General features: G+C 70.6%; 19 protein-coding genes. 7 read left to right on the top strand and 12 right to left on the bottom strand.

Annotated elements, in window-relative coordinates:
- Positions 1-29: 29 nt before the first annotated feature.
- From ACBR40_RS26675 to lepB, 3 genes are all read right to left on the bottom strand, one after another.
- Positions 30-800, bottom strand: coding sequence for an SDR family NAD(P)-dependent oxidoreductase (locus tag ACBR40_RS26675; RefSeq protein ID WP_371250513.1), 771 nt, complete (start codon positions 798-800; stop codon positions 30-32).
- Positions 801-933: 133 nt separating this feature from the next.
- The gene (locus ACBR40_RS26670) at positions 934-1,473 is read right to left on the bottom strand and encodes an isochorismatase family cysteine hydrolase (RefSeq protein WP_344217076.1); all 540 of its coding nucleotides are present in this window, start codon (positions 1,471-1,473) and stop codon (positions 934-936) included.
- A gap of 126 nt (positions 1,474-1,599) precedes the next feature.
- Entirely contained in the window at positions 1,600-2,127 is a 528-nt protein-coding gene (gene lepB / locus ACBR40_RS26665) for a signal peptidase I (RefSeq protein WP_371250512.1), read from the bottom strand.
- A 234-nt stretch (positions 2,128-2,361) separates the two neighbouring features.
- Between lepB and ACBR40_RS26660 the strand changes: the two genes are divergently transcribed.
- Together ACBR40_RS26660 and ACBR40_RS26655 are read left to right on the top strand one after the other, a co-directional pair.
- A complete protein-coding gene (locus ACBR40_RS26660) occupies positions 2,362-3,288 on the top strand; it encodes a CAP domain-containing protein (protein ID WP_371250511.1) in 927 nt (308 codons plus the stop codon).
- A gap of 112 nt (positions 3,289-3,400) precedes the next feature.
- Positions 3,401-4,789 (top strand): APC family permease, encoded by a 1,389-nt coding sequence (locus tag ACBR40_RS26655; protein WP_371250510.1) that lies wholly within the window; start codon positions 3,401-3,403, stop codon positions 4,787-4,789.
- 315 nt (positions 4,790-5,104) lie between these two features.
- On the opposite strand, the gene ACBR40_RS26650 is transcribed toward ACBR40_RS26655, so the two are convergent.
- Together ACBR40_RS26650 and ACBR40_RS26645 are read right to left on the bottom strand one after the other, a co-directional pair.
- The gene (locus ACBR40_RS26650; protein ID WP_344217067.1) at positions 5,105-5,857 is read right to left on the bottom strand and encodes a DUF6461 domain-containing protein; all 753 of its coding nucleotides are present in this window, start codon (positions 5,855-5,857) and stop codon (positions 5,105-5,107) included.
- A gap of 66 nt (positions 5,858-5,923) precedes the next feature.
- On the bottom strand, positions 5,924-12,562 hold the full coding sequence (locus ACBR40_RS26645; protein WP_371250509.1) for a DNRLRE domain-containing protein: 6,639 nt from the start codon (positions 12,560-12,562) through the stop codon (positions 5,924-5,926).
- Between the two features lie 1,122 nt (positions 12,563-13,684).
- Here ACBR40_RS26645 and ACBR40_RS26640 point away from each other — a divergent pair.
- Entirely contained in the window at positions 13,685-14,602 is a 918-nt protein-coding gene (locus ACBR40_RS26640) for a TIGR03619 family F420-dependent LLM class oxidoreductase (protein WP_371250508.1), read from the top strand.
- A gap of 81 nt (positions 14,603-14,683) precedes the next feature.
- Here ACBR40_RS26640 and ACBR40_RS26635 read toward each other — a convergent pair whose 3' ends face one another.
- From ACBR40_RS26635 to ACBR40_RS26620, 4 genes are read right to left on the bottom strand one after another with little or no spacing between them, the layout of a single operon-like run.
- Positions 14,684-15,853: a zinc-dependent alcohol dehydrogenase gene (locus ACBR40_RS26635; protein WP_371250507.1), complete on the bottom strand. Its 1,170-nt coding sequence runs from the start codon at positions 15,851-15,853 to the stop codon at positions 14,684-14,686.
- Entirely contained in the window at positions 15,850-16,194 is a 345-nt protein-coding gene (locus tag ACBR40_RS26630; RefSeq protein ID WP_371250506.1) for a hypothetical protein, read from the bottom strand. Before ACBR40_RS26630 ends, ACBR40_RS26635 begins: the two co-directional genes overlap by 4 nt.
- Before the next feature lie 46 nt (positions 16,195-16,240).
- Complete coding sequence (locus ACBR40_RS26625; protein WP_371250505.1) at positions 16,241-16,816, bottom strand: type 1 glutamine amidotransferase domain-containing protein; 576 nt, start codon at positions 16,814-16,816, stop codon at positions 16,241-16,243.
- 1 nt (position 16,817) lies between these two features.
- A complete protein-coding gene (locus ACBR40_RS26620; RefSeq protein WP_371250504.1) occupies positions 16,818-17,972 on the bottom strand; it encodes a glutathione-independent formaldehyde dehydrogenase in 1,155 nt (384 codons plus the stop codon).
- Positions 17,973-18,252: 280 nt separating this feature from the next.
- Between ACBR40_RS26620 and ACBR40_RS26615 the strand changes: the two genes are divergently transcribed.
- Positions 18,253-19,362: a hypothetical protein gene (locus tag ACBR40_RS26615; RefSeq protein WP_344219397.1), complete on the top strand. Its 1,110-nt coding sequence runs from the start codon at positions 18,253-18,255 to the stop codon at positions 19,360-19,362.
- Between the two features lie 172 nt (positions 19,363-19,534).
- Here ACBR40_RS26615 and ACBR40_RS26610 read toward each other — a convergent pair whose 3' ends face one another.
- Positions 19,535-19,903: a helix-turn-helix domain-containing protein gene (locus tag ACBR40_RS26610; protein ID WP_344219399.1), complete on the bottom strand. Its 369-nt coding sequence runs from the start codon at positions 19,901-19,903 to the stop codon at positions 19,535-19,537.
- Positions 19,904-20,029: 126 nt separating this feature from the next.
- Between ACBR40_RS26610 and ACBR40_RS26605 the strand changes: the two genes are divergently transcribed.
- Entirely contained in the window at positions 20,030-20,836 is an 807-nt protein-coding gene (locus tag ACBR40_RS26605; protein WP_344219401.1) for an alpha/beta hydrolase, read from the top strand.
- A gap of 7 nt (positions 20,837-20,843) precedes the next feature.
- Here ACBR40_RS26605 and ACBR40_RS26600 read toward each other — a convergent pair whose 3' ends face one another.
- Together ACBR40_RS26600 and ACBR40_RS26595 are read right to left on the bottom strand one after the other, a co-directional pair.
- Positions 20,844-22,475: an FAD-dependent oxidoreductase gene (locus tag ACBR40_RS26600; protein ID WP_344219403.1), complete on the bottom strand. Its 1,632-nt coding sequence runs from the start codon at positions 22,473-22,475 to the stop codon at positions 20,844-20,846.
- A 103-nt stretch (positions 22,476-22,578) separates the two neighbouring features.
- Positions 22,579-23,367, bottom strand: a complete 789-nt coding sequence (locus ACBR40_RS26595; protein WP_371250503.1) for an oxidoreductase — start codon at positions 23,365-23,367, stop codon at positions 22,579-22,581.
- Positions 23,368-23,476: 109 nt separating this feature from the next.
- On the opposite strand from ACBR40_RS26595, the gene ACBR40_RS26590 reads away from it, so the two are divergent.
- Both ACBR40_RS26590 and ACBR40_RS26585 read left to right on the top strand, forming a co-directional pair.
- The gene (locus ACBR40_RS26590; protein WP_344219407.1) at positions 23,477-24,046 is read left to right on the top strand and encodes a helix-turn-helix domain-containing protein; all 570 of its coding nucleotides are present in this window, start codon (positions 23,477-23,479) and stop codon (positions 24,044-24,046) included.
- 111 nt (positions 24,047-24,157) lie between these two features.
- Complete coding sequence (locus ACBR40_RS26585; RefSeq protein ID WP_371250502.1) at positions 24,158-24,892, top strand: VOC family protein; 735 nt, start codon at positions 24,158-24,160, stop codon at positions 24,890-24,892.
- The last annotated feature ends 36 nt before the right edge of the window (positions 24,893-24,928 follow it).

Below are 24,928 nucleotides of genomic sequence, written 5' to 3'. Positions count from 1 at the left end.
CGTGAGCTGAGCCCGTGAGCTGAGCCCGGTCAGGCGACGCCGAGCGGGCCGAGCCACGTGCCGCCCGAGACGTCGATCGTCTGGCCGGTCACCCAGCGGCTGTCCGGCCCGGCCAGGAAGGCGACGACGTCGGCGACGTCCTCGGGCTCGCCGAGCCGGCCGAGCGCGGTGATCGCCTCCAGCCCGGCGACGAGCTCGGGCGTGAGGGTGTGCCCGGCCGTCATGTCCGTACGCACGACGCCGGGCGCGACCGTGTTCACCGTGATGCCGCGCCGGCCCAGCTCGTTGGCGAGCGTCGGGGCCAGCGACTCCAGCGCGGCCTTGCTCACGGTGTAGGCGATCTGCATGGTGACGGCGAAGCGGCTGGCCGTGGAGCCCATGTTGACGATCCTGCCGCCGTCGTTCAGCAACGGCAGCGCCCGCTGAATCACGAAGAACGGCGCGACCACGTTGATCGCCAGCACCCGCTCCAGCTCGTCCGGCGAGACCTGCGCGATGGGGGCGATGGACGCGATGCCCGCGTTGTTGACCAGCACGTCCAGACCGCGGTCGGCGAGCCCGGCGGCCAGGCCGTCGAACAGCCGGTCCAGCGCGTCGTCGGCGCCGAACCTGGCCTGGACGGCGAAGGCCCGGCCGCCGCCCTCCTCGATGCGCGCCACCGTCTCCTTGGCCGCCTCGGCGTTGCCGCCGTAGTGGACGGCGACCAGCGCACCCTCGGCGGCGAGCCGCAGCGCGACCGCCCGCCCGATCCCCCGCGACGCCCCCGTCACCAGCGCCGTCTTCCCCGTCAGCATGCCCATCGTCCTGTTCCTCCGTGCACGGCCGGTCCCCTGGTGGCCCCGGTGATGGGTTTGACGATGGCGAAGCCCTCTCACCGGACGCTCACCACGACCTCACCGGCGGAGCGCCTTTACAATGTAGATTCATAAGCGGTCAGGCGAAAATCTCCTGGGACGGGGTCAGGCTCGCCGACATGTTGCGTTCCATCATGCGCAGCGCCGCCTCGCCGAGGTCCTCGTGGATGGCGGCCACGCAGTCCGGCGGCACCGTCAGGTCCACGTGCCGCACGTACGCGTCCAGCGCGCTGTAGAGCACGCACTGCTCCGTCACCTGCCCCGTCAGCACGACGGTCCCGACCTCCAGGTGGGTGAGCAGGTACTCCAGGGAGGTGCCGAAGAACGCGCTGTGGCGCACCTTGGGCAGGAAGGCGCACTCCGCCGGCGGCAGGATCGGCTCCACCAGGTCCGGCCGCTCCCCCTCCATCGCCCGCTTCTCCAGCTCGTGCCGGTCCGCGGAGAAATCGCCGTAGTTGTCGTTGACGTAGATCAGCTCCACGTCGTCGCGCTCACGGGCGCGGGCCACGAGCCCCGCCAGCGGCTCCACGATCGGCGCGACGTGCCGGGTGAGCTTGTCGGCGTCCTTGTGGTCATAGGGATTCAGCATGTCGATGACGACCAGCGCGGATTTAGTCATGACCCTCACCTTCTCCGGACGGCCGCGGCTAATCCATGAGACACCCCGCCAGGCGGGCCGGCCGCCAGTGGTCTTGGCGGCCCCGACGGCGGCGTGACCCGCGAGGCGATCGCGCCGCGCGCTCCCTCAGGGAGTCGGCGGACTCACCACGCCGCTGACGCCGGAGACCGCGATGGTGCCTTGCCCAGGGTCAGCGCGGTGAGCGCGAGAGTCGAGGGCGATGTGGCGATTGTCGCTCATCACCCAGAGCCGGCCAGGTGGGACCTGAACGCTGAACTTCACATACGACGCGGGCAGGCCGGCGACGTACGGCTCGTGCAGCGCCCTGCCGTTCACCTTGAGCCGCCCCTGGGAATCGCAGCAGACCACGGTGCTTCCCGGCACGCCGATGACCCTCGACACGTGCAGGGCGTCCGGGGTGATGCCGCGCCAGTCGTCCGGCATGAAGGCGATGACGTCACCCAGGCGGGGAACGTAGTCATCGGCGGTGCGCCGCACCGTGAGGCGCGCCCCCATCTCGATGGTCGGCTTCATCGACTCGCTCGGCATGGTCATGCGGAACTCGCCGGCAACCGTGCGCAGAAGGCCACAGCCTGCGGTGGCGATCAGGACCGGAAAGACAACCGCCACGGCGGCCGTACGTAAAGGAATCATCAGGGCATTATCCGGGACGACGTGCCTGGCGGCTCCACACCAAGGCCATGGCCTGGTCCGTCGCCACTGGCCCGCACCTCCCGGGAGCTCGGGTCCCACGGGGCGGGTGTTGTCACGTCGCGCTGGCGGTGCCACAGTGCCAGTGATGCCCAGTTGGCAACACTGGGGGCGAAATGTCCTTTTTGTGGCAGAATGCGGGACTGCGTTGCGTCTCCCGCCACCTGGAGGAACCTCATGCGCAGACCCCTAGGGGTGCTCGCCGCCGTCACCACCGTCGCCGCCCTCGCCGCCTGCGGCCCGTCCGACGACGCGGGGAACGCCGCGGCCGGCGCGGCGTCGAAGGTGACCGCGCCGGCGGACACCGCGACGCCGGCCCCGTCCGCAAAGCCGGAGAAGAAGCCACAGAAGGAGTCGGACGACTGCCAGGTCGGCGTGGCCCGCCCGGAGGTCGCCGCGCTCACCATCGTGGCCGCCGCGACCCGACGCGACTGCGTCCGTCCGGCGCTGCTGCGCATCCGCGTCAAGCGCGCCGTCCCCGGCGCCGACCCGGTCGTCAAGAGCGGCGCCACCAGGGACGGGAAGATCACCCTGCGGCTGCCGTGCAAGCCCGGCACGTACTACACGGTCGCCACCGACTACCGGGGCGGGACCGCCACGTCCAAGGCCGTCCGGCTGACCTGCGCCACGCCCACCCCGACCCCCACTCCTACCCCCACGGCCCCGCGGACGCAGGCGTCCGGCGAGCCGACGGCCAAGGCGTCCGCCACGTCCGTCGGCACGGCGGTGGAGAACGAGGTCGTCCGCCTCACCAACGCCGAACGGGCCAAGGGCGGCTGCGGCCCGCTCACCCACGACGCCAAGCTGCGGCGGGCCGCGTTCGGGCACTCGGCCGACATGGCGAAGAACGACTACTTCGAGCACGACTCGCAGGACGGCCGCGACATGGTCGACCGCATCCGCGCCACCGGCTTCACCGGCTCGGCCTGGGCCGAGAACATCGCCATGGGGCAGCGTACGGCGGCCGAGGTCGTCAAGGGCTGGATGAACAGCGACGGCCACCGGGAGAACATCATGAACTGCGCCTACACCCACATCGGCGTCGGCGCGGCCAAGAACGGGCAGGGCCCGCTCTACTGGACGCAGGACTTCGCCAGACGTTGATTCGGCCCGCCGCCGGGCAGTGTCGCTGACCACCACATGCCGGGGCGCGCGTGACCTACCGTGATGGTATGTGCACGCACGGCTCCGCAGGACGTACAGCGAAGGACCGGCCATGACCCAGACCACTCCCCCCGGCCCGGCGAGGACCGGCGACGGCCCCCACAGCCTGAAGCGCGTGATGGGCCCCGGGCTGCTGCTGCTGTTCATCATCGGCGACATCCTCGGCACGGGCGTCTACGCGCTGATGGGCCAGGTCGCCGGCGAGGTGGGCGGCGCCGCCTGGCTGCCGTTCGTCGTCGCCTTCGCGGTCGCGCTGATCACCGCCTGCTCCTACCTGGAGCTCGCCACGAAGTATCCGGAGGCCGCGGGCGCCGCGCTCTACGTGGACAAGGCGTTCGGCAGGCACGCCCTGACCTTCCTGGTGGCCTTCGCCGTCATGTGCTCGGGCATCACCTCCGCCTCGGCCGCGGCGCGGGCCTTCGCCGCCAACCTGGTCGAGGGGTTCGGCCTGGACGGGGGCAACCTCCTCGTGCTGCTCATCGCGGCCGGCTTCATGCTCCTGGTCATGGCGGTCAACCTGCGCGGCGTCGGCGAGAGCGTCAAGGCCAACGTGGTGCTCACCCTGATCGAGCTGTCCGGGCTGCTGCTGGTCATCGTGCTCAGCATGTTCTTCATCCTCGGCGGGCAGGCGGACTTCTCCCGCGTGGTCGCCTTCGAGACCGCCGCCGACAAGAACGTGTTCCTGGCGATCAGCACGGCGACGTCGCTGGCCTTCTTCGCCATGGTGGGCTTCGAGGACTCGGTCAACATGGCCGAGGAGACCAAGGACCCGGTGCGGACGTTCCCGCGGATGATGTTCGCCGGGCTCGGCATCACCGGGCTGATCTACGTCCTGGTGTCGATCTGCGCCGTCGCCGTGGTGCCGGTCGGGCAGCTCGCCGGCAGCGAGACGCCGCTGGTGACCGTGGTGCGGACGGCGACGCCGGACTTCCCGATCGCCGGCCTGATGCCGTTCATCTCCATGTTCGCGGTCGCGAACTCCGCGCTGATCAACATGATGATGGCCAGCCGGCTCCTCTACGGCATGGGCAGGCGGGGCGTGCTGCCGCCGGTCCTGGCCTCGGTGCACCCGGTCAGGCGTACGCCGCAGGCGGCGATCCTGTTCACCACCGTGCTGGCCGTCGGGCTCATCGTCTTCGTCTCCCTGGATCCGCAGAGCCCGGTCGTGGCACTGCTGGGCGGGACGACGTCGCTGCTGCTGCTCGCCGTGTTCGCCGCCGTCAACGTGGCCGTGCTGGTGCTGCGGCGGGACCGGGTCGAGGTCGCGCACTTCACCGCGGGCCGGGTCCTGCCCGTGCTGGGCACGGTCACCTGCCTCTACCTGGTGCTGCCGTGGTCGTCCGGGCGGCCGGCCGGCCAGTACGAGATCGCGGGCGTGCTGCTGGTGCTCGGGGTGGCCCTCTGGCTGGTGACCCGGCTGTTCACCAGCCCCAGGACCTGACGCGCGACCCGCGTGTCAGGGGCCGAGGATCAGCCGGCGCACCGCCTCCTCCCCCTCCCCCAGCACGGCCGCGGCCCGGTCGAGCGAGTCGTCCACGGCGGCGGCGAACGCCCCCGGACCGCCGAGCGCCGCGACCGTCGCGGCGGGCAGGAACTTGACCAGCAGCGCCGCCGTGCCTGGCGGCAGGCTTCAGGGGCGTGGTTGACGCCGGATCTCGTTCCAGGTGCACAGGCGGTTGGCCGTGGCAAGTGATCCTGGCGCTGGAGGCCGGGCCAGGGCATGGCAGGCCCGGCCGGTCAGATCGCGGTCTGCTGGTCACCCCTTCAAAGGGATCGACATGCAGGGATGGCTACCGCTCAGCCACTCGCGGTCGATCTCTTTGCCGGTGATCCTACCGACGAGTGCCAGCGCTGAGGTGATGCTGGTCGCCAGGGCGGGATGGTAACCGTTGAGCGACCACTCGTAGAGGGTGGCGAATTCCGGCGGGAGCGGTTCCTGGCCTTCCAGGTCTCCCTCCACCCCCCCGCCTTCCTGGAGGGCGATGAACCATTCCTCGAAGGCGGTCCAGGCCGGCGGCAACTCCGGGTCCGTACGCCAGCCTGAGTCGTCCAGGTCGAAGAGCAGGCCCTGGGCGGCAGTGTCCAGCGCGTCAGGGACTCGGCCGGACCGCCGATCGGGGATGGTGACGCTGAACCTGGTGATCTCCTCGCCGTCCACCGCATACCGGAGGTCCCGTACGCCGCCCGGACCCCAGGCCACCCCTACGGCGCGCCCGCCATCGCCGGACAGCTCCGCCATGGCCGTGCTGCAAGCGGCGCCCTGAGGCTCGATGATCTGGAGCCAGTCGTCGTTCAGGCGATCGGCCCAGATGATGGTCGCGCCATCACCATAAGAGTCGAGCAGGATCTGCGAGAGAGCCGCGCGGTCGCACAGCCGCGCATCACCGGCCTTCACCCCCAGACGACGCCCTAGACCGGATAGGTCCAGCCCGGTCACCCACACGCCGCTGAAGTGCTCCGTCCACCCGTACTCGTAGAGCAGGTGCCATAACCGTTCCGATCGTCGCACGATCCACATTCCTTGGGATTAGGGGCCGCCGGGCCGGGCGAACCGGCCTGGCCCGGCGGCCGGTTGTCAGGGTTTGATCACGAGCCAGTACGAGTGGCCCACCCGGACGCGGTACCGCGAGAAGAAGATGAGCAGGTCAGTGCCCGCCTCCTGATTCTGCTTGGCGTTGAGCGCTTCCACCGAGAAGTTGCCCCAGCCGTGCTGCGGGTGCACATAGCCGCCCCCCTTGTCGGTTGACGCGAAGGGAAACTCATCACAGTCCTGGTGTTTGGTCTCATCCTCCTCGGTGCTCGGCCGCGGACGATCGGAGAAGTACTGCGTACAGACCGCGTCTTTGGCGTCCAGATTGGCCTTGTACTTCTCCGTGGGCTTGCCCTGGTTGTTGAACTTCTGGATCCGCTGCAGCGACTCGCCCAGGGGTGTTTCGCGTAGCGTGCCCTGCGGTGTCAGCCCCCAGTTTCCGGGAATGATCTTGCCGTCCTTCGGCGGCTTCGTGTCGTCCGGGGTGGTGAATGCCCGGTTGATGTGCTGGGAGACCGCACCGAAAGTCGGATCGTTCAGAGCCATTTCGTAGATGCGGCTCGATCCGTTGATGATGCAGCCGCCCTTGCTCTCCCAGGTGGTGATGTCGTCGCAGGTGGCGGCGGGGGAGTTGGCCCGCTTGGCCATCGATGCGGAGGTGGCGTCACTCACCGATCCCGGCGGGCCCCACAGTGCGACGGACTGCGATCCCGAGACGAACGGGGTGGGATCGTTGAAGGTGATCCACGGGCGGACCGTGCAACTGCTGACCGGGTTCGCGTGCGAGCGCAGGAGGAACTCGTCTCTGCCGTCCTCCACCCAGTCGTCGACGCTGTCGACCCGCTTGAGCGTGCCCTGGTAGCCGGATCCGGGGACCAGGGTGCACGCGTTGCTGCCGCCCTGGACGTCCACGGTCAAGGTGAGCACCCGTTCCAGGTCGTCCTCATCGAACTTGCCTTCACAGCCGCCGAAGAGGCACTCGAACCAGCCGGCGACGCCTTCGCCGGCTCCGCCGTCCATGTTGCTGATCTTGGTGAAGACCTTGATGTTCTGTGCCGTCACCGATCCGCCGCCGACGATACCGCCGTACCTCTGGCCGAGGTAGGTGTGCATCACCATCGTGGCGTCGAAGTGCAACTGGCCATCGACCTCAGGCGTCGCCACCTTGGTCTGCTTGACGGTTCCGTTCTGCTTGGTGCTCTTCACCTTGGTCTCGAACATCATGAAGTACTCGTGGCGACTCCAGCACGCGCTGTAAGGCGTGGCGTGGTCCCAGGCGCGCACCTTCGTGCCCTTGCCGGTGCGGGCATCGCGGTCCGCCTCGCAGTCTTCCAGCGATTTGTGGTGATAGTTAAACGTCGCCGCCTGGGTGGCGCTCTTCGGGGAGGCCGTCGGCTCGCTGGACGGCCGGGCCACCGGAGTGCTCCCTGACATTGCCCCGATCTGCTCGGCCGACAGCGGGCGTGGGTAGACGCGTACGTCGTCGAGGTCTCCCTGCATCGTGCTGCCCAGGGTCATCGGGGCGTTCGCGTTCCACGCAGTCAGGGTGACGGGAGCCGTGGTGACGAGACTGCCGTTGAGGTACAGCGAGGCGGTCTTGGCCGTGGCGTCGTACACGCCGGCCAGGTGGAACCACTCACCGACCGGTGGCTCGACACCGGACAGCACGCCCTCGACCGTCGCGCCGACGGCATCGGCGCTGGTGAAGGTGAACACCAGCCCGTGCTGCGGAGTGTTGCCGAGCCTGAAGGGAGCCTGGTGGGCGCCCTTCTGTTCGAGGATGGTGTAGTCGCCGTCCTTGTCGCTCCAGCGCAGCCAGGCGGCGGTGGTGAAGCTCTGGTCGGTGCGGATCACTGGTCCGGCGGTCTGGGCCAGGGGTTCCTCGCCGGGCTGGGTGACGTCCACGGTGACCTGCTGCCAGTCGGACCAGACCGAGGACGCGTCGTCGGTGACGGCGCGCAAGCGCCAGCGCAGCTTCCACCCGTCGGTGAGCGTGCCTGCGGGGACGGTGATGCTCGCCTGGGTGCCGGAGGCGATGTTGTCCACGGCGCCGGCCCAGATCCGGCCGGTGCCCTGTCCGGTCGCGGCCGGGTCGTGCTCGATCTCGGCTTCGGCGCGCAGTGCCTGGCCTGTCGGATGGGTGAGGGTGGCCTGGAGGGTGGGGGTGAGCCTGGTGGTCACCGTCACCCCGTCCACCACCTTGGACGGGGTGACGGCCAGGCCGGTGGCGGTGGGCCTGGGCAGCGTGACGGTGAAGGACTGCCAGTCCGACCAGGTCGAAGCGGCGGTGGCCGAGACGGAGCGGGCCCGCCAGCGGACCTTCCAGCCGTCAGTGAGCGTGTCCGCCGGGACCGTGATGTTCGCCTGGGTGCCGGCCGGCACGTTGTCGGCGCTGCCGGTCCAGATCTGGCCGCTGCCTTGATCGGGTACGGCCGGGTCGTGCTCGATCTCGACCTCCGCGCGCAGCGGCTTGCCGGCCGGGTCGCTCACCTGGATCAGCAGTGCCGGGGTGCGGGTGGGGGTGACGGTGACACCGTCCACCTGCTCGGACGGGCTGACCTGCAGCGCGCCGACGGCCGGTTCGGAGACCGCGTCCGGCACGTCGATGGTCAGGTTCTGCCAGTCAGACCACGGCGAGCCGACCGTGGTGGCCGTGTTGATCGCCCGGACGCGCCAGCGCACCTTCCACCCGTCGGTCAGTTTCCCGTCGGGGACGGTGGCCGTGGCTTGGGTGCCGGAGGTGACGTTGTCGGTGGCGCCAGTCCAGATCTGGCCGGTGCCCTGACCGGAGGCGGCCGGGTCGTGCTCGACCTCGAACTCGGCGCGCAGCGGTTGCGCGGCCGGGTCGGTGACCGTGGCGCGCAGGGCGGGGGTCAGGCTGGTGGCCGTGGTGACGCCGTTCACCACCTGGGACGGGGTGACTTGGAAGGCGCCGGTCGTGGGGTTGGGCACGTCGACGGTGGCCGTCTGCCAGTCCGACCACGCCGAGGCAGACGAGGTGGCGGCGTTGGCCGCGCGGGCGCGCCAGCGGATCTTCCAGCCGTCGGCCAGTTTCCCGGCCGGGACGCTGACGGTGGCCTGTCCGCCGGAGCTGACCGCCGGGGAGGTGCCGGCCCAGATCTGGCCGCTGCCCTGCGCGGTGGCTGCCGGGTCGTGCTCGATCTCGAACTGGCCGGTGAGGTTGCCGCCGGCGGTGTCGGCGACGGTGGCAGCCAGTTGCGGGGTGAGCGAGGTGGCGGTCACCGTCCCGCCCGCGCTGGTGGCCGGGCTGATCTGCAGCCCGGCGACGGTGGGCGTGGAGCCGAGTGTGTAGGTGACGGTCAACGTGGGCTTGTTGGTGGCGTTGAACGAGTCGAAGGCCCGGTCGTACGGCGGCCGGCCGCCGTCCAGGGTCTCGTCCACGCCGCGCAGCATGAGCCCGTGGTTGGCGCTGCCGGACGCCCACGCCTGGGCCATCGCGGCGAGGTTCCAGCTCATCGTGCCCGGCGCGCCGCAGGTGGCGCTGTCATTGGCGACCGCTTCCCCGGCGGTGGCGGTGCCAGGCTGGTTCTCCCAGGTCAGCTCGACGTCGGTCCAGGCGGCGGTGACCCGCTGGGCCTTGATGCCGGATCGGGCGTCGCCACAGCCGATGGCATCGGTGCGGCGCATGCTCAGCGTCGCCGCCGACACGTTGGTGTTGGCCAGCGCGGCGGTGTCGAACTTCAGGAAGGCGCGCTCCACCCACGGCGCCGGTTCGCCTTCGTCGTAGGTGCCCACCCACAGCGTCGTGTTGCGGTAGGTGCTGTAGCCGGGAGTTCCGTAGTTGGAGATCCACACATCGGTCATTCCCGGCAGGGTGACCGCCGCGGCCACGCTCACCGGGTAGGCGGTGCCGGCGTCGGCCAGGAACGCCTGATCCGGCTCGATCACCAGCTCCGTACGGCCGTCCTTGGTGACCAGGTCGCTGGCGGCTGCGCCGCGTCTGGCCGGCCGGCCCTTGGCGCTGTCCCATGCGGCTGCCGGCGCCGCCGCGGCGACCAGCTTCTGGTTCTTGCCCTTCAGCAGCAACCGGCCGTTCTTGCCCTCCGACAGGGTCAGGCCCTCGTCCTCGACGCCGATCCGCAGCTTCAGCGGTTTCGACGGCCGCTGGCGCAGCACCACCTCGTGCCGGAACCCGTCCGGCAACGCCGTCACCACCAGATCGGCACCCGCGCCGGCGGCGTCGGTGTAAGTGGCCACACTGCCCTTGACCGTGGGCTTGGGCAGCGGCGTCGGCCAGCGCAGCGCGTACGACTTGCCGTCTGCCGTCATCTTCACGAACGCGTCCGTGCCGCCCGCGGAGATCTCCACGACCGCGCCCTCGGCGAGGGTCTTGGTCCGCAGCTTGCCACCCTGCTCGACCAGGGTGGTGTCGATCGGCACCCAGCCGCCGCCCTGCCGGGCGCGTACCGGGCCGGCCGTGACCTCGGTTTTGTACGTCTTACCATCCGGCTGGGCGTAGGTGAGGCTGGTCGCCGTCGTTTCAGCGTGAACCTCGACCGCCTTCCCCAGCCTGACAGCCTCCTTGCTCGCGACGATCCGGGTCGGCGTCAACGCGGTGTTCGACACGCCGTGGCCCGTCTTCCCGTCGATCCACCTCCCGGTGCCGCTCAACGTCGCGTCATGCCCATGCCCTGACGCATCGGCGGAGGTGGTCCCGGAGCCCTCGTCGAAGGGCCAGTGCGCGGCCACCCCACCGGCGGTGGTGAAAACCCAGGGCTGGGGCTCGACCTTGTTGTAGGCGTCGTCGGTCGCCTCGCTGACCTCCGCCTTGTACGTCACGCCCGGCGCGAGAGGGCTGCTGGGCGTGAATGTAATGGTTTCGCTAGCCCCGTCCATGGCGGTCGTGCCCGCCACGTCCGTACCTGCGGGGTCCTTGAGCGTGATCCGCGCCCCGGTCACGGGCTCGTCGAATGTCGCCGACACGGTGGTGCCGGTATCAACCTCGACGCTCTTGTTCGGCGGGCTGACCGCAGTCACCTTCGGCGCGAACTCGTCCATCTCCTGTTCGGCCTCATCCGGATCCCAGCTCTCACCCGGGAGGGGCTGGCGGTTGCTGCGGTCGACAGGGAACGGGTCACCGCCCTGTGCGTCCTGCTGGAGAAGCTGCTCCTCGGTGAGGCCAGAGAGCGGGGTGACGTCCTCATCGCTCTCCTGCGCCAGGCTCACGGCCTCCGCGTACGAGATCGGCTCTGTCCGCCTCGGCCCGCTCTCCGCGAAATGGATGGCCACGCGGTCGTTCGGGGTGTAGTCGATGAAAAGAATGGGAGCGTGGTTGGGCTCGCGGTCCCAGCTGCCCCCTTCCTTGGAGCGGTAGCGGCGCCAGTTGGTGGCGTCCGACTCGCTGGTGGCCCGCAGCTGGAAGCCGTACTCGGGGTCCAGCTTCGCGGCCCACGCGCGGACCGTGTCCTCGACCGAATACAGCAACTCGCCCTCGCCCCAGCTGCAGTCGCTGCTGTAGGCGGCGTTGTTGATGACCTGGAACTCCGACGTCGTCGACGGCTGGTTGGACCAGGTCAAGGTGTAGATGTCCCACGGGCTGGTGATCCGCCGTGCGACGATTCCCGAGCCGACGGCCGAGCCGCAGGTGTTGGACAAGTAATTCCACAACATCAGGTCGGCGTTGTGGATCGCCACGTCCTCCAGCTCCGACACGGCCACCTTGAACTTGAGATAGGTGCGCCAGGTCTTGGTGCCGCTGTTGGACTTGCCGACAAGGGTCCTGTCCAGATCACTGTTGTACCAGCCGTCCTGGAGGTCGACGCTGTTGATGAACGTGTCGTCCGTCAGCGAAGCCCCCACCCACCCCGGCGAGGCGGCGGTCAGAGTGATCGGGTATCGAACGGCAGGATCGGAGAGAAAGGCACTATCAGGAGTGAGGATCAGGGCCGAGCCGTCCTCATCCAGGGTGACGCTCGCCTTGCCTGTTCGGGCCTCGTCGAGGGAACCGGCCGGGTCGGCCGCCTCGGCATCCAGCATCGGCACCGGACGCAGGTCGGCGATCTTCTTTCCGTCCTTGCCGAACAGCGCCGGCTGCCCCGATTCCGTCGTCGCGTACGACATGCCGGTGGGCAGATCCACCGGGATGCGGAAGGCCACCGGCTCCTTGGGCCGCTCATGAATGACGATTTCCTGGCGGAAGCCGGTCCCGGTGGCCGTGACACGCAGGTCCACGCCCTTGCCGTAGGCCGACTCGTATGTGGCGGTGTCGTCGGTCAGCTTCGGCTTCGGCAGCTGGCGGGGAGTTCCGATTTCCGCGGTGCCGGCCTCGCTCCGGATGCGCAGCAGCTTTTTGTCACCCCCGGCAGAAAGCACGAGGTGACCCGGAGCCGCCTCGGGGGCTATGGCGCCGCTTTTCTGCCGCAGAGTGGTGTCGATCGGAGTAAATCCGGTGCCGTCCTCCTTCTTCATGCGGAAGGGCTGGGAACGCAGCTCCATACGGAGCGTTTCGCCATCCGGATTGGCGTACACGGTCGCGTTCTCCGACCGCTTTGACGGGATCTCGACGCGCTTTCCGGTCTCGCGAGCCTTCCGCTTGGCGGTTTCGACCGCCATGTCCGGGGTGGGCTCACCAGCTCCAAGTCTGGTCGTGGGCTTGGATTCGGCGGCAGCGGCGGCCGGCTCTTGCCGCGCCCAGGCAGGCACGCTCGTCATGGCGGCGAACATGGTGGTGGCGAGTCCTACCGCGACAACTTTGCCGAAACAACGCGCAAGGCGCTTCGGGGCAAAGGGGCGTGACGACGCAGCCGCCTGCTCATCTAACGCAGGTAACAACAACTAATACTCCTCATTCATGGCAGCACGAAGGGCCCGCGCATTTGGCGGGTCTCGAAGTGGCTGATGATCATCACATAGATATCAGCGGGAACGCCGGATGGGAAGAGATCGGCGCGGGTAATTGATCAAGGGCAGGCCGGGCGAATCGACGGCCGTCTTTCCGCCCAGCCGGCCAGGCAGGATCCGATGGTGGGGTTCTCGCCCTTGATGGCGCCATCGTGCAGGTGATGTCCGGCACGCCCGATCACTTACCGCCTGCGATCACTGATACTCAGCCTCTTGAAATCGATGATCTTGGTCCGTAAGCTGGATGACCCTCGGAGCGTTCTGGACGACGATTCCCTCACGAGCGAACAGTTCGGTGACTCTCCTGCAGAACGGAATGTGTGCGCCTCTCAAACTCCGGCCATGCTCCTCTTTCCCGCCGCCCCTGACCAGGTTGACTACTTGCACGGCGGGGGGTGGTGGGCTGATCAGCTGAATGGGCGGCTCGCCGGACAGCCACAGGAGTTCCGGGCCATCAAGAGATCGCACCTGGCCAAACAGCGCCGGAGACACCGGCCATTCGCAGCCTGAACTTACGGATTCGGCCGACCAGCAGAACCGTGGCCGGCTCGACCCCGGCCGCGGCCCGTGCGGGGCAGTTCGATCCAGGCCGTGCCCGGTTTGCGGAGGGCCGGGGTGTGGACGTTGAGCGCCTTGGCGAGCGCGGGCACGAGCCGGAAGCGGGCGGTGTGGCACTGGACTGCCACCTTGCTCTTCCCCGTCCGGCAGGGCGAACCGGCCGGGGCGGCGCAGGAGGTCATCGAGCAGTCGTGGGCCTCAACCGCGGAGGTAGTCGTCGTCGCTCCCTGCCAGAGCGATTCAACCGGCTACTCGTTTGATCGACCTATGAAACAGCGCTTGCCCTGGACGCGCTCGGCCGGAGCCGCCGTTTCAAGCGGAGGGCCGACCGGGGACGCTACTCGTTTTTTGCGAGTGAACTATAAAGAACGTAGTAGTGTGCTGGGCATGGAACTCGGTATCGCCTTACCCACCTCCGGGCCCCTGGCCGGCCCCGCCGCCATCGCCCGCGTCGCCCGTGAGGCCGAGCAACTCGGCTACGACTCGGTGTGGACCTACGAACGACTGCTGCGGCCGACCGCGCCGGTCGCCATCGGCGGCGGCGACCCGCAGCCGGTGCCCGAGATCTACCGGCTGGCCTACGAGCCGCTGGAGACGCTGAGCTACGTAGCCGCGATCACCGACCGCGTCAAGCTCGGCACCAGCATCATCGACGCCCTGCTGCACCCGGCCGTCGTCCTCGCCAAGCGCCTGGCCACCCTCGACCAGCTCAGCGGCGGGCGGGCGGTGGCCGGGCTCGGCCAGGGCTGGATGCCGCAGGAGTTCGCGGCCGCCGGGGTGCCGATGAGCCGGATCGGGCGCGGCATGGACGAGGTCGTCGCCGCCATGCGGGCCTGCTGGGGGCCGGACCCGGTCGCGTACGAGGGCGACTTCACCCACATCGCCGAATCCGAGATCAACCCGAAGCCGGTGCAGCCGCGGCTGCCGGTCCTGCTCGGCGCCATGACGCCGGGCGGCATCCGGCGGGCGGCGCGCATCGCCGACGGCCTCAACCCGGTGGTGATCACCCGCGACACGCTGGTCGACATGGCCAAGGCGTTCCGGGCGGCCGTCGAGGAGCAGGGCCGCGACCCGGGCTCGGTGACCGTGGTGGCGCGGGCCAACGTGCCGCTCACGGCCGAGCCGCTGGGCGACGATCGGCCGTTCCTGGGCGGCTCGCCGCGCCAGGTCGCCGACGACCTCGCGGGGCTGGAGGGCACCGGCGTGGACCACGTGCTGTTCGCCACCGCGGGCAGCGGGACGGAGGCCGGGCTCGACGAGACCCTCTCCCTCTACTCCGACCTCATCCGCCTGGCCCGCCCGTAGACGGAGGACCGCCGGCGGCGAACGGGGGCCGCCGCCGGCGGGTCGCCCACCTGATCGCCGCCCGGGGCCGCGAAAGCAGGTTCACGTCGTGAGCACGACCTTGTTGCACTCGTCCATCTTGTGCTTGAACAGCTCGAAGCCGCGCGGTGCCTCGCTGAGCGGCATGCGGTGCGAGATGACGAAGCTCGGGTCGATCTCGCCGGAGCGGATCCGGTCCAGCAGCGGCCGCATGTAGCGCTGCACGTGGCACTGACCGGTGCGGATGGTCAGCGAACGGTTCATGACGGTGCCCATCGGGAACTTGTCGACGAACCCGCCGTAGACGCCGATCACCGACACGACGCCGCCGTTGCGGCAGGCCATGATGGCCTCGCGCAGCACGTACGGCCGCTCGGTCTCCAGCCGGGCGGCCTGCTTGGTGCGGTCGTAGGCGTACATCGCCGGGGTCGGATGGTGGGCCTCCATGCCGACGGCGTCGATGCAGGCGTCGGGGCCGCGCCCGCCGGTCATGTCCCGCAGCGCCTCCAGCACGTTCACCTCCTCATAGTTGAGGACCTCGGCGCCGGTCCGCTGGGCCCGCTTGAGCCGGTACGGGAAGCGGTCGATGACGATGACCCGGTCGGCGCCGAGCAGGAACGCGCTGGCCGCGGCGAGCTGCCCGACGGGTCCCGCGCCCCAGATCGCGATGGTCTGGCCCGGCTTGATGTCGCACATCTCGGCGCCCATGAAGCCGGTGGGGAAGATGTCGGACAGGAACAGCACCTTCTCGTCCGGCAGGTCGTCCTCGATCTTGATCGGGCCGACGTCGGCGAACGGGACCCGGGCGTACTCGGCCTGCCCGCCGGGGAAACCGCCCAGCATGTGCGAGTAGCCGAAGATCCCGGCGGGCGCGTGACCCATCAGCTTCTCGGCCATCCCCGCGTTGGGATTGGAGTTCTCGCACACCGAGTACAGCTCGGCCTCGCAGGCGAAGCAGGAGCCGCACGCGATCGGGAACGGCACCACGACGCGGTCGCCGGGCCGCAGGTTGCGCACGCCGGGACCGACCTCGACGACCTCGCCCATGAACTCGTGGCCGAGGATGTCGCCCTTCTTCACGGTCGGGATGTAGCCGTCCACCAGGTGCAGGTCGGAGCCGCAGATCGCGGTCGAGGTGACGCGGACGATCGCGTCGCGCGCGTTGAGGATCTGCGGGTCAGGGACGTTCTCGACCTCGACGCTGTTGCGGCCGGTCCACACGTTGGCCTTCATGCGCGTGCTCCGATCGGCTGGGCGGGACGCTGGTGGAGCTGACGCCGGGCGCGGTGGCCCTCGGGGCTGCCCTCGGAACGGACCACCTCGCCGGTCTCCATGACCTGCTTGAAGCGACGCAGGTCGTCACGGACCTGCTGCTCGGGATGCTCGCCCAACATGCGGGCGACCGCGGCGGCCAGCTTGCGGCCGCGCATGCCGTACTCCAGCGAGACGTCCACGACGGTGCCGCGCCCGCCGGGGCCGTCGGTGAAGCTGACCAGGCCCGCGTTGCGGACGCCCTTGCCGGGCACCGCGAGGCTGGTCCACCCGAGCGCACGGGCGAATCTGTCGGTCATCATGCGTCCTAACGCAGGTTGTGGTGGTGTGTGGGTTCGCTGCGGGCGGTCACGCCGGGTGTTCGGCGGCGGCGGCCTTCGGGCCTTTGGCGAACTCCTGGACGATGCGCTCGCAGAAGGCCGGCAGGTCGTCGGGCGACCGGCTCGTGGTGATGTTGCCGTCGGTGACGACCGGCTCGTCGACCACTTCGGCCCCGGCGTTGCGCAGGTCGGTGCGCACGCTCGGCCACGAGGTCGGCCGGCGGCCCCGCGCGACGTCGGCCTCGACGAAGTTCCACGGGCCGTGGCAGATCGACGCGACCGGCTTGCCCGACTGGACGAAGTCCCGGACGAACCGCACCGCAGCGGGTTCCATCCGCAACTTGTCCGGGTTCACCGTCCCGCCCGGCAGGAGCAGCGCCTCGTAGTCGTCGACCGACACCTCGCCGACCAGCCGGTCCACCGTGAAGGTGCCGGCGTCTTCGAGATCATGGTCGCGTGCCTGGATCTCGCCGCTGGTGATGGAGACCACGACGGTGCGGGCGCCGGCGTCGTCCAGCGCCTGCCGCGGCCGCTCCAGCTCGACTCGCTCCACCCCGTCGGCCGCGAGGATGGCGACCCGGCGTCCGTTCAGCTCTCCGGCCATGTCAGGCACCCGCCATCGCCGGGTGCAGGACGACCTTCGTCCAGCCCTCGTCTCGCTTGTCGAAGTGCTCGTACGCCTCCGGCGCGCGGTCGAGGGGCAGCTCGTGGCTGACGATGAAGGACGGTTTGGCCTTGCCCGCGGCGATCAGGTCGCGCAGCTGCCGGTTGTACTTCTTGACCGGGGCCTGGCCGCTGCCGATGTGCTGGCCCTTGAACCAGAACATGCCGTAGTCGAAGGCGAGTTTGCCCTGTTTGGCCAGCTCGTCGCTGGCCCCGGGGTCCTGCGGGGTGAAGACGCCGACATTGCCGATCTTCCCGGTGAAGCGTACCGAGGCGACCAGCCGGTTCATCGTCAGGTTGGGCTGCTCCCGGCCGTCGGGGTCGTGCGCCTGATAGCCGACGCACTCGCAGCCGTTGTCCGCGCCCAGCCCCATCGTCTCGTCCAGAACGGCCTGCACCGGGTCGACCTTGGAGTCGTCGATGGCGATCGCGCCGATCGATTCGGCCAGCCGCAGCCGGTCGGGGTGGCGGTCGACGACCATCACCTTGCTCGCCCCTCTGATGGTCGCCGAGAGGGCGGCCATCAGCCCGACAGGCCCCGCGCCGTAGATGACCGTCTGGTCGCCGGGCTGCACGCCGGCCATCTCGGTGGCGTGGTAGCCCGTCGGGAAGATGTCGGCGAGCATCACGTAGTCGCTCTGGCGCTGCTCGGCGTCCTCGCCCAGCCGCAGGCAGTTGAAGTCGCCCCAGGGCACGCGCAGCAGCTCGGCCTGCCCGCCGCCGTACGGGCCCATGTCGGCGAAGCCGTAGGCGGCGCCGGCCATGTTCGGCTCAGGCTGAGCGGTCAGGCAGTAGTTCGTCAGCTGACGCTCGCAGTTCTTGCAGTGCCCGCACGAGATGTTGAACGGCAGGACGACCCAGTCGCCCACCTGGACCTTGTCGACCCCGTCGCCGACCTCGACCACCTGACCCATGTTCTCGTGCCCGAACCAGCGGCCGGGCTCGAAGTCGGTCCGGCCCTCGTACATGTGCAGGTCGGAGCCGCAGATGTTCGCGGACGTGATCCGTACCAGGACGTCGGTCGGCCGCTCGATCCGCGCGTCCGGCACGTCCTTCACACTGACCTGCCGCGGCCCCTCGTACACCACTGCCTTCATGACGATCCCCCCGTCGCCGGTGCCTCCCACCCCACGGGCAGTCCCCAGACCGATACCCCGCGAAAACCCCCTGAACCCACAGCCGGACGCGTTAAGTGATCTTATGGGCACCAACCGTCACGCAAATAGAGGGTTCGGCCCCCGCCGTCGGCCGGCTGCTGTTCTGCAAGCCGGCCGCCTCGCCCTGTTCGCCCGCATGGACCCGATACAGCCCGCATGTGTCGCGCCACGAAGGGTATTCACTGCCGGGATTCCGCCCGGCTACCGGCGAGGAGCGCCCATGGCCATCAGTCAGCAGCGTCGGCCGGAGATCGTCGTCGGACTAGTGGCGACCCCGCCGGACTATCCGGCGCAGGTGGTCGCGCGGCTCGCCGTCGAGCTGGCCGCCCGGCTCGCCGAGCGGGTGGACCCGGACGTGCGGTGGATCGTCCGGGCAGGCTGGGGCGACGTGGCTCCGCGCCGCGACGGCGGCGTCGAGGCGCTGCTCGACGATCTCGCCCGCCGGCGTGCCGACGCCCGGTGGGACGTCGCGATCTGCCTGACCGACCTGCCGCTGCACACCGATCGGGTGCCGCTGGTCGCGCAGACGTCTGCCCGGCGCCGTGTCGCGCTGGTGTCCTTGCCCGCGCTGGGGCTGCGCCAGCTGCGAGCGCTCCGCGCGGCTGTCCCGGATCTCGTGGGCCGGCTGCTCGCTGACACGTCCGAGGAGCGGGTGCCGCCGGTCGGCCGGGCACCGGCCGAGCTGACCGGCCAGGTCGCCGCCATTCACCGAGTGGTAGGCGAAGCCGGCGCCGGGGAACTGGGCTATGTCGCCTCGCGGCTGGCCGGCCGGGTGCGGCTCCTGATCGGAATGGTCCGGGCCAACCGCCCGGGGCGCGCCCTGCTGGGCCTGTCCAAACTCCTGGCCGGCGCCTTCGCCACGGCCGCGTTCGCGCTCACCACCAACACCATCTGGGAGATGGGAGTCGCGCTCGGCGGACTCCGCCTCACCGTGATCATGCTTCTCGGACTGACCGCGCTGGTGACCTGGCTGATCATCGCGCACGACCTGTGGGAGAAACCGAGCCGGGAGACACCGGCCGAGCTGGCCCGGATGTTCAACCTTGGCACGATCCTCACCCTCACCCTGGCCGCCGTGGCGTCCTATCTGGTGCTGTTCGCCGGAACGACACTCGCCGCGGCGCTGCTGATCGACACCTCCGTGCTGGAGCAGGACCTGCAGCGGCCGGTCGGCCTCACCGACTACCTGACCCTGGCCTGGATCAGCAGCTCGCTGGCCACCGTCGGCGGCACGATCGGCTCCGGGCTGGAGGACGAGGACACGGTGCGGGCCGCCGCCTACGGTTACCATCCCGAACCCGGCGGCTGGCGGGACGAGAAGGACACGTAGCTTCCGCCCCGGGCCAGGGCCCGGGCCTCGTGAAACTCCTGCCCATCGTCACCGTTCAACCGTACGGTGGACAAGACGAACCGCGTTCTGCGGGAGAGCGAGGATCTGATCAAGAAGGTTTTGGACTCGCCTGCCCTGATCGCCGATTGGCGACACGCCCACCGGGCCCCCGTCAGCGGCAGAGCTCGCCGAGGTTGTTGCGGGCGGCCCATTCGCGCAGCTCGTGGAAGGCCTGCCGGAGGTCCTCGCCGACCGGGGTGAGCCGGTAGAGGACGGCCGTGCTCGGCCCGTCGGCGAGCTGCCGCTCCACCAGGCTCGCCGCCATCAGCTCGCGGAGCCGGTCGGAGAGGATGCCGTCGGTGATGCCGGGGATCATCTTGGCGAGCTCGCCGAACCGCGCGGGCCGCTGCATCAGGGCCACGATGATCATGCCGTTCCAGCGTTTGCCGAGCACCTTGAACACGTCCACGAACTGCACGTCGCACCCGCTGACCTGCGCGTGCTGATCCGCGGCCACGACGGGGGAAGGACGCTCGGTCATGGCCGCCAGCCTACCCGCCCCCGCCGCTCCGGCCCGCCGCTCCGGCCTTTACCGGCCTTGGCCGGTCGTTCACCGGCGCTGGGGGCGGCGGCTGGCAGCCTGGGAGAAGGAGTGGAGGTGGTGGTCATGCCGGGACTCGCCGTCACGGGGTGCGCGCTGCTGCTGGCCGGGACCGCGCAGGTCCCCGCCGCCGCGCCGACGTCTCCGTGCCCCACGCCCGCCGCCGGGCGGCCCACCGTCGTGCTGGTGCACGGCGCCTGGGCCGACACCTCCAGCTGGAACGGCGAGATCAAGGCCCTCCAGCGGGCCGGGTACGACGTGCGGGCCGTGGGCAACCCGCTGCGCGGCCTGACCGAGGACGCGCAGACCGTACGCGACTTCCTCAACGGGCTGAGCGGCCCGGTCGTCCTCGTGGGCCACTCCTACGGCGGCTCGGTGATCACGAACGCCGCCGCGGGCGACCAGGACGTCAAGGCCCTGGTGTACGTGGACGCGGCGGTCCCGGACGTGGGCGAGACCACCGCCCAGCTCAGCGGCGCCGGGTCCGCGCTCGGCGGCGACCCGGCCACGCTCTACGACCGGGTCCCGCGATCCGGCGGGGCGGCCGACCTGTACCTGAAGCGGCAGGTCTTCGTGCGCTCCTTCGCCTCGGACCTGCCCAGGGGCGAGGCCCGGCGGCTCTGGGCGGCGCAGCGGGCCGCCTCCACCGCCGCCTTCCAGACGCCGTCGAAGGCGGCGGCCTGGAAGACGATCCCGTCATGGTCCTTCATCGCCACCGGTGACAAGATCATCGTCCCGGCGTCGCAGCGGGCCATGGCCGAGCGGGCCGGCTCCCGGGTGACACAGTTCGCGGGCGGCTCGCATCTCGCCCTCGTCTCGCAGCCGGCCGCCGTGACCCGGGTGATCCAGGAAGCGATCTGTTCCGTACGCTGACCGCGGGTCAGGCGCCGGCGGCGTGGCGGGCGGCGCGGTAGCCGAAGACGACGGCCGGGCCGATGGTGGAGCCGGGGCCCGGGTAGGTGCGGCCCATGACGGAGGCGGTGGTGTTGCCCGCCGCGTACAGGCCGGGGATGGCGGCGCCGTCCTCGCGCAGCACGCGGGCGTGCTCGTCGGTGAGCAGGCCGCCCTTGGTCCCGAGGTCGCCCGGATAGACGCGGAACGCGCGGAACGGCCCCTTCTCCAGCGGCCCGAGGTTCGGGTTGGGCTTGACCCGCGGGTCGCCGTAGTAGTTGTCGTAGACGGTGCGGCCGCGGCCGAAGTCCGGGTCCACGCCGGTGCGGGCGAAGCCGTTGAAGCGCTCGACGGTCGCGGCGAGGCGTACGGGGTCGACGCCGATCTCGGCGGCCAGCGCCTCCACGGTCGGGGCCTCGGCCAGCAGGCCCGCCCGCTTCCACTTGCCCGCCTGCCCGGCGACGGCGGTGTTGAGGTAGCGGCGGGTGTGCCGGACGTCGGTGATCAGCCACATCGGGCCGGCCTCGCCGTGCTTGAGCATGTCGTGCCCGACGTCGATGTAGGACGCCGACTCGTTGGTGAAACGCTCGGCGGCGGCGTTCACCATGATCGAGAACGGCAGGGAGCGCTCGGCGACGAGGAAGCGCGGCTCGCCGTCGGGGCCGAGCAGGGACGCGCCCCACCAGGCGTCGTCCATGAGCGCCAGCGCGCCGCCCGCCTTCGCGCCCATCGCGATGACCGTGCCCTGGTCGCCCTCGGGGGCCGAGGAGTAGCCGGGGATGCCGTGGTGCTCGCGCCGCCAAGCGCCGTTGCTGGCGAACCCGCCGGCGGCCAGGACGACGCCGCGCCGGGCGCGGATCCGGCGGGCGCGGCCGCCCCGTTCCACGACCGCGCCGACGACCGCGCCGTCCTCGATGACGAGGTCGACGATCGGGGCGGACAGCCAGACGGGGGTCTGCTGGGTGCGAACGATGTGCATGAGCGAGGCGGCGAGCGAGCCGCCGATGCCGGTCGGCCGCCTGCCGCCGGCGTACTGGCCGAGCGTACGGAAGACGAACCGGGCGCCGCGTACGAAACCGCTCGGGGTGGACCAGGCGCGCGACAGCAGCCACACGTCGTCGGTCATGAGCGGCAGCGGGATGCCGCTCTCCTTGGAGCGGGCGCTGTCGTACCAGGCGCCGAGCAGCTTGGTGTCGAACGGCGCGACCTCGAGCGCCCGGCCCACCTTGCCGCCCGGCCGGTCGGGGTAGTAGTCGGGGTAGTCGGGGGACCTGCGCCAGCGCACGCCTAGCCGGCCGAGGAAGGCGACCACCTCGGGGGCGGTCCGCACGTACGCCTTCCTGCGCTCCGGCGAGGAGGCGGGGCCGGTCTCCTCGATGACCTCGTCCATGTACCGCAGCGCCTCCTCGGCGGAGTCGCGGACGCCGGCGCGCAGCATGAGCGGGTTGGCGGGCATCCAGAGGCCGCCGCCGGAGACGGACGTGGTGCCGCCCCAGCGCGGGGTGCTCTCCACGACCAGGGCGTCCAGTCCGCGGTCGGCGGCGGCGATGGCGGCGGTCAGGCCCGCCGCGCCGGAGCCCGCGACGAGCACGTCGACGATGCTGTCCCAGTGGTCGGTCAACTCGGCCCCTCTCGGCTCGCGGAAGTCGCCCTCCTCGAACCGGACGCAATTGTCCGGTTGGGACCGTAGTCTGGGCGATGACCGCCCACCGGGTCAATACGCCTCAGACCGTCTTGACGGCACCGCCGTCGATCACGTAGTCGGCCCCGGTGACGCTGGCGGCGTGGGGCGAGGCCAGCCACGTCACCAGCGCGGCGACCTCGCCGGGTTCGACGAGCCTGCCGGTGGTCATCCCGGTGCCGGCCGGCAGCTGCGCCAGGAGCTGCTCGTGCTCGACGCCGAGCGCGCCGGCCAGCGCCGCGCCGTACCCGTCGGGGGACTCCCACAGCGCGGTGCGGGTGGCGCCGGGCGAGACGGTGTTGACCCGCACGCCCTGCGGCCCGAACTCCTCGGCGAGGGCCTTGCCGAACGCCGTCAGCGCCGCCTTGGCGGTCGTGTACGTGACCGGCCCGGCGTGCGGCAGACGCGCGCCGTTGGACGAGATGTTGATGACCGTGCCGCGGCTGCGCACCAGGCCGGGCATGGCGGCCCTGGTGGCGCGTACGGCGCTGAGGAAGTTCAGCTCGTGGTCGCGCAGCCAGTGGTCGTCGGTGGCGTCGAGGAAGCCGCCGACGGGGCGGTCGCTCACGTCGCCCCCTCCCACGTTGTTGACCAGCAGGTCGAGCTCGCCCAGCTCGGCCAGGGCGCGCTCGATCAGCGCGGCGGGGCCGTCAGGGGTGGACAGGTCGGCGGCCAGCGCGACGGCCCCGGTCTCCTTGAGCTCGGGCGTGATCGTGCGGGCCGCGGCGACGACCCGCACGCCCTCGTCGCGGAGCGCCCGCACGATGGCGAGCCCGATGCCCCTGCTGGCGCCGGTCACGACGGCGGTCTTGCCCGTGAGTCGCAGATCCATGACGTTCTCCTTCGCAAAGTCGCGTCACTCCAGATGCGATCACCTTAGGACTTGCAACACCCATGATGCAAGTTAGGGTTGAGTGGCGACCATGGCGTAACCTGTACGGATGAGCGGAACGACACGGGCGCTGAGGTCCGACGCCGAGCGGACGGTCAGGACGATCCTCGCCGCGGCCGAGCGCGTGCTCAGCAGGAACCCGGCGGCGAGCATGGAGCAGATCGCGGAGGCCGCCGGGGTGGCGCGCACCACCGTGCACCGCCGTTTCGCCTCCCGCGACGCGCTGGTGGCCGCGCTGGCCTCCTGGGCCACCCGGCAGTTCGCCGAGGCCGTGGACGCCGCCCATCCCGAGACCACGCCGCCGCTCGTCGCGCTCTACCAGGTCACCGCCAACGTGCTGCGCGTCAAGATCGACTGGGGTTTCGCCATGAACCTGGCGTTCACCACCGACGCGGCCGCCCAGGTGCACGCCGACGTGGCCGAGCGCTGCGAGCGGCTGTTCGCCAGGGCCCGCGACACCGGGACGTTCCGCGCCGACGTCGATCTGAGCTGGGCGCGGCGGGTCTACTACGCGCTGCTCCACGAGTCGGCGCAGGACCGCGACGGCGACCCCGAGGCGCTGGCGGCGCGGCTGGTGGACACCCTGCTGCGCGGCATGGGCACCGGGCAGGGGCTCTGACCCCGGGCGGAAAAGCATTGGCGCCGCGGATCGGCGGCTGGCTAGCGTGACGTGCGCGGGGCGGAGACGTGTGCCCGCCCGCGGCCGCCGTTCCGCCAGATGGGAGATCTGATGAGTTCGCAGCTCGCCGCGCTCTGCTTCGGCGCGCACGACCCCGTAGGACTCGGCCGGTTCTGGGCCGGGCTGCTGGGCAGGAAGCTCACCGACGGCCGCCACGACGGCGTCGTGCTCCCGCCGGACGACGAGACCGGCTTCGAGATCCGCTGCCTGCCGACGCTGGAGAAGAAGGTCGGCCAGAACCAGGCGCACTTCGACCTGACCAGCGACTCCCCCGAGCACCAGCAGCGGACGGTGGCGCGGGCCCTGGAGCTCGGCGCGCGGCACATCGACGTCGGGCAGCGCCCGGAGGAGGGCCACGTGGTGCTCGCCGACCCCGAGGGCAACGAGTTCTGCGTGATCGAGGCGGGCAACAAGTTCCTCGCCGGATGCGGGTTCATCGGCGCGCTCGCCAGCGACGGCACCCAGGCGGTCGGCTACTTCTGGAGCCAGGCGCTCGGCTGGCCGCTGGTCTGGGACCAGGACGAGGAGACCGCCATCCAGTCGCCGCGCGGCGGCACGAAGATCACGTGGGGCGGCCCGCCGGTCGCCGCGAAGCACGGCAGGAACCGGCTGCACTTCGACCTCGCTCCCCCGGAGGGCGGCGACCAGCAGGCCGAGATCGAGCGGCTGCTCTCCCTCGGCGCGAGCCTCGCCGGCGGCGACCGGCCCGGCAACCGGCACGGAGGCGGCCTGGTGGAGATGCTCGACCCCGACGGCAACGAGTTCTGCCTGCTCGCCCCCCGATGATCAGCCCAGTGATCAGCCCAGTGACAAGCCGGGTGA

Source organism: Nonomuraea sp. AD125B, from assembly GCF_041402765.1.
Classification (GTDB): Bacteria; Actinomycetota; Actinomycetes; order Streptosporangiales; family Streptosporangiaceae; genus Nonomuraea; species Nonomuraea bangladeshensis.
Note: the sequence above shows the minus strand (reverse complement) of the source record. Positions and strands in the feature narration are given on the sequence as shown.

What these genes read in the sequence shown, in the direction of transcription:
- ACBR40_RS26645 (WP_371250509.1), bottom strand. Translation starts at nt 12,562, where the DNA reads ATGTTCGCCGCCATGACGAGCGTGCCTGCCTGGGCGCGGCAAGAGCCG.
- ACBR40_RS26660 (WP_371250511.1), top strand. Translation starts at nt 2,362, where the DNA reads ATGCGCAGACCCCTAGGGGTGCTCGCCGCCGTCACCACCGTCGCCGCC.
- ACBR40_RS26635 (WP_371250507.1), bottom strand. Translation starts at nt 15,853, where the DNA reads ATGAAGGCCAACGTGTGGACCGGCCGCAACAGCGTCGAGGTCGAGAAC.
- ACBR40_RS26620 (WP_371250504.1), bottom strand. Translation starts at nt 17,972, where the DNA reads ATGAAGGCAGTGGTGTACGAGGGGCCGCGGCAGGTCAGTGTGAAGGAC.
- lepB (WP_371250512.1), bottom strand. Translation starts at nt 2,127, where the DNA reads ATGATTCCTTTACGTACGGCCGCCGTGGCGGTTGTCTTTCCGGTCCTG.
- ACBR40_RS26610 (WP_344219399.1), bottom strand. Translation starts at nt 19,903, where the DNA reads ATGACCGAGCGTCCTTCCCCCGTCGTGGCCGCGGATCAGCACGCGCAG.
- ACBR40_RS26595 (WP_371250503.1), bottom strand. Translation starts at nt 23,367, where the DNA reads ATGGATCTGCGACTCACGGGCAAGACCGCCGTCGTGACCGGCGCCAGC.
- ACBR40_RS26590 (WP_344219407.1), top strand. Translation starts at nt 23,477, where the DNA reads ATGAGCGGAACGACACGGGCGCTGAGGTCCGACGCCGAGCGGACGGTC.
- ACBR40_RS26585 (WP_371250502.1), top strand. Translation starts at nt 24,158, where the DNA reads ATGAGTTCGCAGCTCGCCGCGCTCTGCTTCGGCGCGCACGACCCCGTA.
- ACBR40_RS26655 (WP_371250510.1), top strand. Translation starts at nt 3,401, where the DNA reads ATGACCCAGACCACTCCCCCCGGCCCGGCGAGGACCGGCGACGGCCCC.
- ACBR40_RS26630 (WP_371250506.1), bottom strand. Translation starts at nt 16,194, where the DNA reads ATGATGACCGACAGATTCGCCCGTGCGCTCGGGTGGACCAGCCTCGCG.
- ACBR40_RS26615 (WP_344219397.1), top strand. Translation starts at nt 18,253, where the DNA reads ATGGCCATCAGTCAGCAGCGTCGGCCGGAGATCGTCGTCGGACTAGTG.
- ACBR40_RS26640 (WP_371250508.1), top strand. Translation starts at nt 13,685, where the DNA reads ATGGAACTCGGTATCGCCTTACCCACCTCCGGGCCCCTGGCCGGCCCC.
- ACBR40_RS26670 (WP_344217076.1), bottom strand. Translation starts at nt 1,473, where the DNA reads ATGACTAAATCCGCGCTGGTCGTCATCGACATGCTGAATCCCTATGAC.
- ACBR40_RS26675 (WP_371250513.1), bottom strand. Translation starts at nt 800, where the DNA reads ATGGGCATGCTGACGGGGAAGACGGCGCTGGTGACGGGGGCGTCGCGG.
- ACBR40_RS26605 (WP_344219401.1), top strand. Translation starts at nt 20,030, where the DNA reads ATGCCGGGACTCGCCGTCACGGGGTGCGCGCTGCTGCTGGCCGGGACC.
- ACBR40_RS26625 (WP_371250505.1), bottom strand. Translation starts at nt 16,816, where the DNA reads ATGGCCGGAGAGCTGAACGGACGCCGGGTCGCCATCCTCGCGGCCGAC.